The 13,100-nt window shown below is 67.3% G+C and carries 9 protein-coding genes and 1 pseudogene; 1 reads left to right on the forward strand and 9 read right to left on the reverse strand.

Annotation, left to right across the window (positions count from 1 at the left end; genetic code table 11):
• Positions 1–303 precede the first annotated feature (303 nt).
• A complete protein-coding gene (locus Q5923_RS07015) occupies positions 304–1,530 on the forward strand; it encodes an MFS transporter (protein ID WP_303133078.1) in 1,227 nt (408 codons plus the stop codon).
• A gap of 325 nt (positions 1,531–1,855) precedes the next feature.
• Here Q5923_RS07015 and Q5923_RS07020 read toward each other — a convergent pair whose 3' ends face one another.
• From Q5923_RS07020 to eno, 9 genes and pseudogenes are all read right to left on the reverse strand, one after another.
• On the reverse strand, positions 1,856–4,630 hold the full coding sequence (locus Q5923_RS07020) for a heavy metal translocating P-type ATPase (RefSeq protein ID WP_303133079.1): 2,775 nt from the start codon (positions 4,628–4,630) through the stop codon (positions 1,856–1,858).
• Positions 4,631–4,668: 38 nt separating this feature from the next.
• Positions 4,669–4,992 carry a metal-sensing transcriptional repressor gene (locus tag Q5923_RS07025; protein WP_303133081.1) on the reverse strand — a complete coding sequence of 108 codons (324 nt, stop codon included), beginning with the start codon at positions 4,990–4,992 and terminating at the stop codon, positions 4,669–4,671.
• A gap of 164 nt (positions 4,993–5,156) precedes the next feature.
• Complete coding sequence (locus tag Q5923_RS07030) at positions 5,157–6,602, reverse strand: S1C family serine protease (RefSeq protein WP_303133083.1); 1,446 nt, start codon at positions 6,600–6,602, stop codon at positions 5,157–5,159.
• 209 nt (positions 6,603–6,811) lie between these two features.
• A complete protein-coding gene (locus Q5923_RS07035) occupies positions 6,812–7,486 on the reverse strand; it encodes a winged-helix domain-containing protein (protein WP_303133085.1) in 675 nt (224 codons plus the stop codon).
• 147 nt (positions 7,487–7,633) lie between these two features.
• Positions 7,634–8,503 carry an amino acid ABC transporter ATP-binding protein gene (locus Q5923_RS07040; protein ID WP_009277916.1) on the reverse strand — a complete coding sequence of 290 codons (870 nt, stop codon included), beginning with the start codon at positions 8,501–8,503 and terminating at the stop codon, positions 7,634–7,636.
• Positions 8,493–10,727: an ABC transporter permease subunit gene (locus tag Q5923_RS07045; RefSeq protein ID WP_303133087.1), complete on the reverse strand. Its 2,235-nt coding sequence runs from the start codon at positions 10,725–10,727 to the stop codon at positions 8,493–8,495. Before Q5923_RS07045 ends, Q5923_RS07040 begins: the two co-directional genes overlap by 11 nt.
• Before the next feature lie 288 nt (positions 10,728–11,015).
• A complete protein-coding gene (locus Q5923_RS07050; protein WP_009277918.1) occupies positions 11,016–12,362 on the reverse strand; it encodes a glutamine synthetase family protein in 1,347 nt (448 codons plus the stop codon).
• A 173-nt stretch (positions 12,363–12,535) separates the two neighbouring features.
• Complete coding sequence (locus Q5923_RS07055) at positions 12,536–12,757, reverse strand: FeoB-associated Cys-rich membrane protein (protein WP_303133090.1); 222 nt, start codon at positions 12,755–12,757, stop codon at positions 12,536–12,538.
• 151 nt (positions 12,758–12,908) lie between these two features.
• Positions 12,909–13,100, reverse strand: a pseudogene (eno, locus tag Q5923_RS07060) (phosphopyruvate hydratase); the annotation flags it as partial.

The raw sequence follows: 13,100 nt of genomic DNA on the forward strand, positions 1-13,100 counted from the left end.
GGATGCGATAAGCGCGCAGAGCATGCCCCGCCCCGCCCAAGTAGTGGAGCCGGGCGGGGCTGTGCTATAGTTGCCCGCGTGTTGTTGCACGAGCAAGGGGCCGTCGTCGACTCTTGATGGCCCACTCCGTCTGGGAGAATGTCGTATGTCTGCTGGGATCAAGGAGCGCTTCGCCCATTAGGGCGTGCCGTGGCAGCCAGCCTGTCCACTCTTGTCCGCATCCCTCATATGCATCGCCACCGCACGCGAGGCCCATGGGCCAGCGGCGATGGGCATTTGCAGACGTCACCCAGGAGACCACCCATGCATCTCGTCAAGTCGCTCAGGGCGTGCAGCCCATCCGAGCGCGCCCTCGTGCTCGCATCCTTCTTTCTCGTGACCGCCTTCCAGTCATCCTATTTCATAGGCATCATCGGCTATGCGACCTATGCGCTTGGCGCGGGGACCGACCTGGTCTCCCTTCTCACCCTTGCGTACAACGCGGCGACGTTCCTCGGCAGCATCGCCGCTGGCATACTGATCGACCGCAGAGGGCCGCGGCAGGTCCTGCTGGCCTCGCTCGCCGGCGGGATCTGCCTGGCGTCGTTTGCGTGGGCCGTTCCCCTCTCTCCCCTCATGCTCATGATGTCCTCCTGCCTCTTTGGCCTCGCGTGGAGTGTCTCGAGTGGGACGCTGTCGAGCTTCGCCCCCTACCTCACGCAGGAGGGCGAGCGCCTCAAGCAGTTGAACGGGCTCATTGACACCGCGACGAGCGTCTCCGTCGTGGTGGGGCCCGCCATCGGAGGGACCATCTCTGCGGCGTCATCGACCAGCGGCGTCTTCGCGTTCATGGCGGCATCGCTCGGGGCTGCGCTGACCTACGCCGTCGCATGCAAGGAGCTGCCCGGAGCACGGCAGGCAGGCGAGAGGGACGATGGCCCGCTGCCGAAGGCCACCCTGCGCGAATTCGGGGAGGGGCTTCGCGTGACGCTCTCCTCCCGCGACCTTCGCCTCATCCTTGCGATGTGCTTCTTTGGCTTCTTTGCCTTTGGGGCCTTCGATGCCCTCGAGTCCGTCTACTACCGTGACGTGCTGAGACTCGACGCGTCCTGGATGGGCTGGCTCTCCATGGTGGCTGGCGTGGGCTGCACGCTGGGGTCGCTCGCGCTGTTGCGCATCCCACGTCGCCAGGTGAGCCTCAGGCTCCTGGCCACCACCCTCCTCGTCGAGGGCCTGGGTGCCATGCTCTATGTCGGAACCAGGAAGCCATGGTGCGCCGTGCTGGGACAGCTTGTCCTGGGCGTGGGCAACGGCCTTTCCGTTCCCGTCGAGCACACGCTCGTCCAGGAACGCTGCGAGATCGGGCAGTTGGGGCGGGTGAGCAACGTCATTCGAATGGGCATCATGAGCTCGGGCATCGTGCCGCTGCTCCTCGCGCCGCTGCTCGCGGACAGGCTTGGGGCCCAGTCGGTGCTGTTTGCCGCCTCGACGACCGTGGCAATCGTCGCCCTTGCCTTCTTGTTGCGGCTGAGGGTGCGCAGGGCGGAATAGCGGCCGTGGGGACGGGGAGCTGTCTCTTCATCGACAGCGCCCCTCGCCCGCGGCACAAGCTGCCCCCGGTCGCCAGCACGCCCCCAACCACGAGTACGCCGTAGCCCCCCAGCCACGCTTCTCTATGCAACTCTCTGAACTGCCGTACCTCTCAACTGGGGTTTTGTGCTGGTGATTTCAGAGAAAGGCATAGAGAACGAGAGGTGACGTCGCACAACTACAAGTCCACGCCCGCAAGACAGAAAGTGCGGGGGTCCGCCGGAGCGAGCCCCCGCACCATGTGCGCCAGGCGCCTCAGCCTAGGCGCCATCCTCGGCGGTCCCTCCTACGCGATGGAGGTCACCTTGTAGCCGGCATCCACCACAGCTTGCTCGAGAGCCTCGTCCTTGACGAGCAGCCCGGCATCCACCTTGGCCGTGCCGTCCTCCAGCGAGACGCGGACGTTCTTGACGCCCTTGACGCCCTCCAGGGCCTCGGTCACATGGGCCACGCAGTGCTGGCACATCATCCCCTCGACGTTCAGGGTCTTCTCGGTCATGTCTTCTCTCCCTTCGTCGGCTCCCTCGAGAGCCTTCCTGCTTACATCGACTTGCTTGGTTCCGCCGCGCGTCTCGGTCCTGCGCAGTTCGACGCCCTTCGCCACGGCGCCACCCACTCCGGTGGAACGCACTCCGGCGGAACGCACGCCCGCGCCACCCACTCCGGCGTCACGCACGCCCGCGCCACCGCCCTGCGCCGCCCGGCTGGGCCTCCAGCCGAAGAGTCTGAGCGCGTTGCTCACCACGAACACGGACGAGAAGCCCATGGCGGCCGCCCCGATCATGGGATTGAGCGTGACGCCCCACGGGGCCAGCACGCCCATGGCCACCGGAATGCAGATGGCGTTGTAGAACAGGGCCCAGAACAGGTTCTGGCGGATGTTGCGCATCGTGGCGCGCGAGAGCTCAATCGCCGTGGCGACGTCTGCCGGGTCGGAGCGCATCAGCACGATGTCCGCCGAGCTTATGGCCACGTCGGTCCCGGCACCGATGGCGATCCCGACGTCCGCCCGGGCCAGGGCCGGCGCGTCGTTGATGCCGTCTCCCACCATGGCCACCCTGGCGCCTGCCTCCTGGAGCTCGCGGACCTTCTCCTCCTTCTGGTCGGGAAGGACCCCCGCCACCACCTCGTCCACGCCCACCTGGTCGGCGACCACCTGCGCCGTCGCGGCCTGGTCGCCGGTGAGCATGATGGTGCGCACGCCCATCTGGCGCAGGCGGGCCACGGCCTCGGCGGAGCTGGGCTTGACCACGTCGGCCACGCCCATGAGGCCCAGGGCGCTCCCGTCGGCGGCAAAGAAGAGCGGCGTGCGCCCCCGTGCCGCCATGTCGTCCGCCGCACGCGTGAGCCCAGAGACGTCCACGCCGCGCTGCGCCATGAGGCGCGCGTTGCCGGCCAGCACGGCATAGCCTGCCACCGTGCCCGCAAGGCCGCCACCCGCGACCTGCTCGAAGCCCTCGACCTCTGCCTCGCTGGCCACGTCACGCCCGTCGGCATAGGCGCAGACGGCCTCGGCCAGGGGGTGCTCGCTCTTGCGCTCGAGCGCGGCGGCGAGCCCCACGAGCTCGTCCTCCTCGACGCCCTCGGCCATCACCACGTCGGTCACGCGGGGAGCGCCCTCGGTGACGGTGCCGGTCTTGTCCAGCACCACGGTGTCCAGCCTGCAGGCGCCCTCGAGGGCCTCGGCACTCTTTATCATGATGCCGTTGGCCGCCCCGCGCTCGGTGCCCACCATGATGGCCGTCGGCGTGGCCAGCCCCAGCGCGCAGGGGCAGCTGATCACCAGGACCGAGACGGCGTGCGTGAAGGCGCCGGCAAAGTCGCCAGGCGAGAGGAACGCGAGCCAGGCCACCAGCGTGGCCAGCGCGATGGCGATGACGACGGGCACGAAGACGCCGGCGATGCGGTCCGCCTGCCTCTCGATGGGAGCCTTGGTGCTGGTCGCCTCGTCCACGAGGCGGATGATCCGCGCGAGGGCCGTGTCCTCGCCCACGGCGGTCACGTCCATGGCCAGCCACCCCCGCCTGGACACGGTGGCGCCCGTCAGCCGGTCGCCCACGCCCTTCTCGACGGGAAGGGGCTCGCCCGTGATGGCAGACTCGTCCACGGAGGCGGCACCCTCCGCGACCACGCCGTCCACCGGCACGGACTCTCCGGCCCTCACCACGACGCGGTCTCCCACGCGCAGCTCGGAGGTAGCCACCTCCCGCTCGACGCCGTCGCGCACGACGGTCGCGGTCTTGGGAGCGAGGTTCATGAGCGCGCTGATGGCGCTGGTGGTGCGGCCCTTCGCGCGGGCCTCGAAGAACTTTCCCAGGGTGATGAGGGTCAAGATCATGCCTGCCGAGTCGAAGTACAGCCCATGGAAGGCAGCGTGCGCGAGTCCTGCGTCGCCCACCCCCAGGGCGAGCGCCATGCGGTACAGGCGCACCAGGCTGTAGGCGAAGGACGACGCCGAGCCGATGGCGATGAGCGAGTCCATGTTGGGCGAGAGGTGTGCGAGCGTCCTGAAGCCCATGACGAAGTAGTGACGGTTGACGAACAGGATGGGGATGCAGAGCAGCAGTTGCGTGAGCGCGGAGGCCATCATGCCCTGCATGCCCGCAAGCGCGGGCAGTTCGGGCCAGCCGAACATGGGACCCATGGCCAGGTAGAAGAGGGGCACGGAGAAGGCGAACGAGACGACGAGCTGGCCTCGCTTCTCGTCTATGGCGCGCTGTGCCGCCCTCTGCGGGTCCACGAGTCCCGCCGCCTCGGGCGAGAGGTGCGTCCCGTCCGCGTCCGCGCCCTCCGCATGGGTTCGGCGCGGCGTGGCACCGTAGCCCGCCTTCCTGATGGCGGCCTGCACCGCGCTCACGGTGGCAGCCGACCCGTCATATTCGAGCTCCATCGAGTTCTTGAGCAGGTTGACGTTGGCGGAGGCGACGCCGGAAACGCCCGACGCAGCCCTTTGGACCCTGGCCGAACAGGCAGCGCAGGTCATGCCCGTGACATCGAAGGTCTCGCGCACGGCACCGCTCTGCGCAGTGCCATCCTTGGCATATGTAGCGGTCTCTGCCATCGGCAGGGCCTCCCCTCTTCCCGTGTCCGCGGGAGCGATCACATGAACTTCTTGAAGAGCCGCATGACCTCGTCGGTCACCTCGGTGTCCCCCGCCTGGATGCGTTCGACCACGCAGGTCTGAAGATGGTCGCGCATGACCTCGCGCGAGATAGCCTTGACGGCGGACTCGACGGCGGCGAGCTGGGTGAGGACGTCGCCGCAGTAGCGGTCCTCCTCCACCATGCTCTTGATGCCACCCAACTGGCCGATCGCCCGGTTGATCCGACATTCGAGGTCGCGCTTGAGCCTCTCGTCGCGAGGCGTCGCCTTCATGCTGGCGTCGCAGGCATGCCACGAGTCCACGTCCCTCTCCTCTGCCATCGCTTCCTCCTCAATACCCCTTGAGGGTATGTTCCATCGACGTCACTATACCCCCTGGGGGCATATGTAATCATGGGGTAGCGGACTCGACCATAGGACGGCCACAGAAGGAAGGGGCCCGGCGTCGCCGCCGAGCCCCCCGAGGACGTGCGTCACGAGCGTGGCTACGACTGGCTGCCGTCCTGTTGGGTCTGCCTGTAGCCGCCGCCACGGTTGCCGAACGGGTCATTCTGCTGGTTGCGCTGGTTATACAGCTCCTCCAGGTACCGGTACAGGTCGTTGGTCGAAATGCCGTTTCCGGAGTCGGACCCGGAATTGCCCTGGTCGCTGCCGCTGCCCTTCTGCTGCTCCTGCAGGGCCTCGTCGGAGCCCAGGGTCACGTTGACCGTCTGCTCGCTGGCGCCGCGCATGAAGGTGACGGCAACCGTCTCGCCGATCTCGTGCGAGCGGATGTTGAGGATCATGCCGTCGGCAGAGATGATGGACTCACCGTTGACGGCGGTGATGATGTCGCCCTTCTGGATGCCGGCCGTGTCGGCGGGGCTGCCGCTCGTGACCTCGCTCACGTAGGCACCCTGGTTGACCGCCAGGTTGTTCATGGTGGCGTTCTGGGAGTTCACGGTCTGCATTGAGAGCCCGATGTAGGCGTGCGTCACGGTCTGGCCCGCGATGATCTTGTTGGCGACGGCAACCGCGTAGTTGGACGGGATGGCGAAGCCCACGCTCGCGGACGACTCGGTGCTCGAGGAGTAGAGCGTGCAGATGCCCACCAGCTTGCCCTGGGAGTCGACGAGGGCGCCACCGGAGTTGCCGGGGTTGATGGCCGCGTCAGTCTGGATCAGGTTGGTGTAGAGGGTGTTGCCCGAGGACGACTGCATGAGCTGGTTGCGCGAGAGCGAGCTCACGATGCCGGCCGAGACGGACTGGTCGAGGCCGAAGGGGCTGCCGATGGACATGACCCAGTCGCCCACTACGAGCTTGCTGGAGTCGTCCACCTCGACGGGGGTCACCTCGGTGCCCGCCCAGTCGACCTTGATCACGGCGAGGTCGCTGGAGGAGTCGCTGCCCACCACGCTGGCGTCATAGCTCTTCCCGCCGTAGCTGACCGAGATCGCGGTGGCGCCATCAATGACGTGGTAGTTGGTGATGATGTTGCCGTCGGCGTCCAGGATGACGCCGGAGCCGATGCCGGAGCCCTCGGAGGTCGTGACGTTGACCGAGACGACGGAGGGGAGCGCCTTGGCGGCGACCGCCTGGGCGACGCTCACGTCCTGGTCGCTCGCGGTGATGTTGACGGTCTGCCCGGCGGAGCTGTCGGTGGTCTTGATTATCTGCGTGCCGCCGATGACGCCTCCTGCCTTGAGCGCGAAGACCAGGGCTGCAGCGCCCAGCACGCCGCCGACGGCGCCGAAGACGGCTCCCTTTGCGACCCCTCCCCTGCGGGGTCCCTTCGCCGGCGCCTGGCCGACCCCGGACGGCGGAACGCTGCCGAAGGGCTCCTGCGCGTGCGCCGCCTGCGCGTGCACCTGGGTCGCAGCGACCTGGGTCTGGTCGTCGGGCTGCGCGGGAGCGCCGGGCACGGGAGGGCGGTTCTCGTCAAACGTGGCCATGTCTGCCTCTTTTCTCCAAAGGTGCGAGGGCACCCACGGGACGGCGTGTCATAGCCCTCAATCTACCCGTCGGCCGCGCGCGCAACGCGAGGCACCAAGAGCTCACATGCAAGGGAAACATCACTTTTGGCTATCTGAAAAACCTAGGCGAGAACGGCCGTAATCTGCCTCGCGACGCCGCCGCAGCTCGCAAGCCCGCAGCCTCAGCCCTAGAGCTTGAAGAGGTAGCCCACGCCACGCACGGTGACGATGTGGGCAGCGACCTGGGGGCCCACCTTGGAGCGGACGCGTCGGATGTGCACGTCCACCGTGCGGGTGCCGCCACAGTACTCGAAGCCCCAGACGCGATGCAGCAGGGTCTCGCGCGAGTAGGCGCGCGAGGGGTGCGTAGCGAGGAACGAGAGGAGCGAGTACTCCATCAGCGTGAGGTCCACGGGCTCCTCGTCGATGTACACCTGGTAGGTGGCCAGGTTGATTGCCATGTTGTCCACGGTGACGATGTCCGCGGGGGCACTCTCCTCGCCCGGCCACAGAAGCAGGGCGCAGCGGACCTCGAACTCCGCCTCGCCGGCGCTGGCAAGGATGAAGTCGTTTCTCCCCTGCGCGGGCATGCGCAGGCTCGAGAGCTTGGACTCGTCCTGGATGCTCAGCGTGGGGATGAAGCCGTTGTCCGACACGTAGGAGTCCACCGCGGCGAGCGTGTCCTGGCTCAGGCCGTCCATGTCGAGGATGACCAGGTCGAAGTCGTGCCCAGACGAGATCGCCTGCGAGAAGGTCTCGGGCGTGGTGGGAAGGATCGAGACGTCCAGCGCGTGCTTGAGCTCGCGCATGCGCTCGATGAAGCGCAAGGTCCTTGCGAGGAGCAGTATGTTCTTGTGGTGCATGAACGCCCCCAGACGTACCACGAACGACCGGGACAAGCCACCGGTGCGCGAAACACTTTTTAGAAGACTAGCATAAATCGGGGCCCCGCCACCCCTTGGCAAGGGCCCCACCTGGTAACGACCCGTTTCTTGCGAGGGGTGCCTGGCCTAGCCTATCGAGCCCAGGAACTCCCGTGTGCGCTCGGTCTTGGGGTGGTCGAAGACCTCCTCGGGAAGGCCCTGCTCCACCACCACGCCGCCTTCCATGAAGACCACGCGGTCGGCGACGTCGCGGGCGAAGCCCATCTCGTGCGTGACCACGACCATGGTCATGCCGCTGTTGAGCGCGAGGTCGCGCATGACGGCAAGGACGCCGCGGACGAGCTCGGGGTCGAGGGCGGAGGTGGGCTCGTCGAAGAGGAGCACCTTGGGGTGCATGGCCACGGCGCGTGCTATGGCCACGCGCTGCTGCTGGCCACCCGAGAGCTGGGGCGGCTTGAAGTCTGCGCGGTCGGCGAGGCCGACGGCCTCGAGCTGCAGCAGGGCCTCGCGCTCGGCCTCCTCCTTTGACCTCCCCAGGACCTTGGTCTGCCCGATCATCACGTTCTCCTTGGCCGTGAGGTGCGGGAAGAGGTTGAAGCCCTGGAAGACCATGCCCAGGTCGCGCCTGAGCTTGGTGGTGTCGGTCTTGCTCGACCCCGTGATCTCGTGGTCGTCGATGAGGATGTGGCCCGCCGTGGGGGTCTCGAGCAGGTTGATGCAGCGCAGCATGGTGGACTTTCCTGAGCCCGAGGGGCCCAGCACCACGACGATCTCGCCGTTCCAGACGTTGAGGTTGACGTCGCGCAGCACCGGGGTGTCGGTGAAGGTCTTGTTGAGGTGCTCGATGCGCACCACGGGATGCTCGCCCTCCACGAAGTGGTGGCGCGAGAGGGCGCGGTCCTGCGCGATGGCGACGCGCGCCGCCTCGTCGGCGTCCATCGCGGGCGGGACCTCCGCCGCCTCGGGCACTGCCTGGTTCTTCTTCCTAAAGAGCATCTGCGACACCTCCGTCGGTGCGAACGTGCGATCGGAAGGGGGCGGCAAGCGACTCGACCATCGAGGCACGCGGCTCGGGGGCGCCGCCGGCAGGGGCCTCCGAGGCCTTCTCGCCCGTGGCCTCGCCTGGTTCCTTGGGACGGGGCCCGGCCCCGTGCTCGGCGTCGTAGAGACGCCTCTCCACCACGCCCACCGCCTTGGTGAGCGGCAGGGTCACGATGAGGTAGTAGACCGCAGCGGCGATGTAGGGGGTGATGTTGCCCGACACCGTGGTGAGGTTCTTCGAGAACATCATGAGCTCCATGACGCCCACGGACGAGAGCAGCGACGTGTCCTTGTAGGAGGTGATGAAGTCGCTGGTGATGGTGGGGATCACGCGGCGCACGGTCTGGGGCAGGATGATCCAGAGCATGGTCTGCATGTCCGTCATGCCCAGCGACGCGGAGGCCTCGTACTGCCCCTGGGGGATGGACTGGATGCCAGCACGGAAGATCTCGGCCTGGTAGGCGGAGGAGTTGATGGCGATGACGATGACGCCCAGGACGTTGTTGTCGATGTTGATCCCCAGCATGGGCAGGCCGAAGAACATGATGTAGATCTGCAGGAAGAGCGGGGTGCCGCGCAGGATGTTGATGTAGACGATCGCGATGGCGCGCAGGACGCGGTGCTTCGAGATCTTCATCAGCGCGAAGGCCAGGCCCAGGAGGATGGCGAAGGGATAGGCGACCACCACGAGGGCGAGGCACACGAGCCAGCCCTGGAAGAGCGAGACGAACGAGGTCACCAGGAGCTGCGGCTTGAAGAACATGTTGAGGAAGGGCACGGAGTTCCACGCCCCGACCCACGCTTGGCCGTCCAACCAGTTGACGACGGCCTGGACCGGCGTGTTCTTGATGATGGAGATGGAGGGCGAGTCGGCGAGGCTGCCGGTGGCACCGCCCGCCGTGGCGTACGACCCGCCCACGGAGTAGTCCCCGCCCGCGGCAGGAAACTGCATGTCGGTGACCTCGAGCCTGAGCAGGGAGCCGTCGGGGATGGGGGTCGCGAAGTCGACCTCGAGGCTCGTGCCGGACGGCTTGGCGGTGGCGTCCACGCTCACGCGGTCAAGGCCGTCGAGCACCGTCACGCGGGTGCTGGAGCCGTCGAAGGTCGAGCCCTCGGGAAGGGTCAGGGTGACCGACGAGACACCCGCGGCGACATGGACGGTCCCCTCCCAGGTCAGACGTGTGTTCATGCCACCAATGACGCCAGACCCACCGTTCTCGTTGGGCCGTGCCGTGGCCTTCTCGACCGCGACGCTGCCGGCGTCCGCTGCGTTGGCGGAGGACGAACCTGCGGTCGCGTCCCCCTGCGTCGTCGCGGCCGTGGCAGAGGAGCCCTCGCTCGAGCCGAACCACTTCTGCTCCAGGGCGTCCAGGGTGCCGTCCGCGCGCGCCTCCGCCAGCGCCTCGTCGAGCGCGGCCGTGAGCCTGGGGTTGTCCTTGCTCACCACGATGCCGTACTGCTCGCCCGTGGGAACCTGCAGCGCGACCTTGAGCTGGGTATAGGAGTTGAGCACCTCGTACTGCATGACGGGCAGGTCTGCCACCACCGCCTGGTAGCGCCCGCTCTGCACGCCGGTGAGGGCGGCGATGGGGTCGTCGAGGGCGACGACGTTGGCGTTGGGCAGGTTCTCGCGCGCCCACGCCTCGCCGGTGGTGCCCGCCTGGACGGCCACGGTCGCGCCAGCCTGGTCGAGCGCGGAGGAGTAGTCCGCCTCGACGGGACCCGCGAGGGCGGCGGAGGTGACGACCCCCTGGTTGGAGTCGATGTAGGCGTCGGTGAAGTCGATCTCTTCCAGGCGCTCGTCGGTGATCGTGAAGTTCGATGCGCCCACGTCCGCCTTGCCGCCCTGCTTGATCATGGGAATGATGGAGTCGAACTTCTGGGCGGGCAGGAACTCGCACTCGAGGCCGAGCTTCTGCGCGAGCGCCTGCATGAGCTCCACCTCGAAGCCCGCGGGGTTGGTGGTCCCCTCCTCTATGTAGTCGAAGGGCGGGTTGGCGAGGTCCGAGACCACGCTCAGCTTGCCGGGGGTCACCAGGCCCAGGTCTTCCGCCGCGTCGCCGGCGGAGGAGGTCGAGCCCGAGCAGCCCGCGAGCCCCAGGCCACAGGCCAGGAGCACCGCGAGGACAAGCGTCACCCCCAGGCCCTTGAGCCGCGTCGTGCGCCTGCCGTCCCCCATGACCACCACTCCCTCTAAGAACGTCGCGCGGGACGGGTCTGTGCCAGACTCCGTCCCGCCGCCCGCGTCCCAGTTGGGGCGCGTTTTGGTGGAAGTATAGTTTATGCAACGAATTTTGAAGGGGTTAATTCCAAAATTTGCATAACAGTGGGTGCAATGTTTTAATTTGACGAAACAAAGCCAGGTCGAGAGGACGAAAGGGAGAGGACGGCGGCGAGCCCATCGCCACCATCCCCTCACGCCATCCCAGACGGCGTCGGGACGAGGCCACCCGAGCCCCAGCCCCGCCTACAGGCCCGCGTAGTAGCTCTTGCGCTCCCACTCGGTGACCGTGGCGCTGTACTCGTCCCACTCGCGCCACTTCTGCGCCACGAGGTAGTCGCAGATGTGGTCTCCCAGGGTCTCTCGCATGAGCTCGCTCCTGTCGAAGCGCTTTATGGCGTCGCCGAGGTTTCTAGGCAGGCGACGGAAGCCCCTGCTCGCCAGCTCGCCGTCGTCGAGGCGCTCGAAGCCCGAGAAGGACTCCTCGGGAAGTTCGAGCCCCTCATCGATGCCGCGGATGCCTGCCGCGAGCGAGACCGCGAGGGCCAGGTAGGGGTTGGCCGTGGGGTCGGGGTTGCGGAGCTCGACCCTGGTGGCCTGGTGCTTGCCCGGCTTGTGGGTGGGTATGCGCACCAGCGCGGAGCGGTTCTTGCGGCCCCAGGTGGCGTACACGGGAACCTCGCCGTTGGAGACGAGGCGCTTGTAGGAGTTCACGGTGGGATTGGTGACCAGCATGAACTCTGGGGCGTACTTGAGGAGTCCCGCCACGTAGTGCTGGGCCAGGGGCGAGAGGTGCGCGGGGTGCTCGGTCTTGGGGGCCCAGAAGAGGTTGTTGCCGTCGTGGTCGAAGAGCGACTGGTAGAGGAACATGCCAGAGCCCGACGCCCCCGTGAAGGGCTTGGGCATGAAGGAGGCCATCATGCCGTGCTCGTGGGCCAGCTGCCTGATGACAAGGCGCGACGTCATGATGTTGTCCGCGCAGGTGACGGCCTCGGAGTAGCGCAGCTCGATCCCGTTCTGGGAGGGGGCGCTGCTGTGGTAGGAGTAGGTCACCGGGATGGACATGTGCTCGAGGCTCAGGGTGGTCTCGCGCCTGAGGTCCATAGCGGAGTCGGACGAGGTCAGGTCGAAGTAGCCCGCATGGTCGAGGGGCACGGGCGTGGGGGCCTTCTCCTGGTCGAAGTAGAAGTACTCGAGCTTGGGACCCACGTTCATGACGTAGCCCTTCTCGTCCGCGGCGGTGAAGACGCGGGTCAGCACCGAGCGGGTGTCCCCCTCGAAGAGCTCGCGGCTGGGCGTACGGATGTCACAGAACATGCGGGCGACGCCGCACTTCTCGGGCCGCCAGGGGAGCACCTGGAAGGTGGTGGCGTCAGGGAAGGCGAGCATGTCCGACTCGTCCTGTGACACGAAGCCGGCCACGGAGGAGCCATCGAAGCCGACCCCCTCCTCGAAGGCCTCCTCGAGGTCCTCGGACGAGATCGAGAACGACTTGAGGTTGCCCAGCACGTCGGTGAACCAGAGCCTGATGAAGCGGACGTCGCGCTTCTCCACCGTCCTCAGGACGAAGTCGATGTTCCTGTCGCCGCTCATGGGCTCCTCCTTGCAGGTCCGTTGGGTCGCGCACGCGTCGGCCCCGACGGTCGCGAGTCATGCCATTCAGACGTTCGCACACAGAGGTTACTCCTCTGTTTCGCACAAGGCGAGAGGGGCCCAGACGACCGTGGGCGGACGGCCCGACGGAGCGGGGCGCGGCGCGGCAGGCGCTACTTGCCCTCTGTCGCCCGGTCGGCGGAGCCCAGCGCGGCGCTGGCGTGCGCGAGCATGTCCTGGGCGGCGGAGCAGCTCCCCTCTCCCGTGGCATGCGCGCTGCAGCTCGACCCCGAGGCGCAGCTCGAGCACTCGGAGCCTCCCTTGAGGAAGGAGCGCACGCAGAGCCCCAGGAGAGCGATGACAGCAAGCACTATGACGACGTCGGCGATACCCATGTCGGCCTCCAATACTGTTAGTCAAGACAAACTGTAGGCGAATGGCCACCCCTGCGATGCGAGGGGAGGGAAAAGGGCGGGCGCCCGACCGCGAATCCACAGGACCGCGTCGGGCGCCCGCCCCGAAAGCCCGCGCCCGGAGGCCCAGGGACTAGCGAACGTTGTAGAACGCGGAGAGGCCGGCGTAGTCGGCAGAGCCTGCCAGGGAGTCCTCGATGCGGAGGAGCTGGTTGTACTTCGCCACGCGGTCGGAACGCGCGGGGGCACCGGTCTTGATCTGGCCTGCGTTGGTGGCGACGGCCAGGTCGGCGATGGTGGTGTCCTCGGTCTCGCCGGAGCGGTG

This window comes from uncultured Olsenella sp. (assembly GCF_959602185.1).
Classification (GTDB): domain Bacteria; phylum Actinomycetota; class Coriobacteriia; order Coriobacteriales; family Atopobiaceae; genus Olsenella_I; species Olsenella_I phocaeensis.

Coding starts and splice junctions, on each gene's coding strand:
- Q5923_RS07015 (WP_303133078.1), top strand. CDS start 304: ATGCATCTCGTCAAGTCGCTCAGGGCGTGCAGCCCATCCGAGCGCGCC.
- Q5923_RS07020 (WP_303133079.1), bottom strand. CDS start 4,630: ATGGCAGAGACCGCTACATATGCCAAGGATGGCACTGCGCAGAGCGGT.
- Q5923_RS07025 (WP_303133081.1), bottom strand. CDS start 4,992: ATGGCAGAGGAGAGGGACGTGGACTCGTGGCATGCCTGCGACGCCAGC.
- Q5923_RS07030 (WP_303133083.1), bottom strand. CDS start 6,602: ATGGCCACGTTTGACGAGAACCGCCCTCCCGTGCCCGGCGCTCCCGCG.
- Q5923_RS07035 (WP_303133085.1), bottom strand. CDS start 7,486: ATGCACCACAAGAACATACTGCTCCTCGCAAGGACCTTGCGCTTCATC.
- Q5923_RS07040 (WP_009277916.1), bottom strand. CDS start 8,503: ATGCTCTTTAGGAAGAAGAACCAGGCAGTGCCCGAGGCGGCGGAGGTC.
- Q5923_RS07045 (WP_303133087.1), bottom strand. CDS start 10,727: ATGGGGGACGGCAGGCGCACGACGCGGCTCAAGGGCCTGGGGGTGACG.
- Q5923_RS07050 (WP_009277918.1), bottom strand. CDS start 12,362: ATGAGCGGCGACAGGAACATCGACTTCGTCCTGAGGACGGTGGAGAAG.
- Q5923_RS07055 (WP_303133090.1), bottom strand. CDS start 12,757: ATGGGTATCGCCGACGTCGTCATAGTGCTTGCTGTCATCGCTCTCCTG.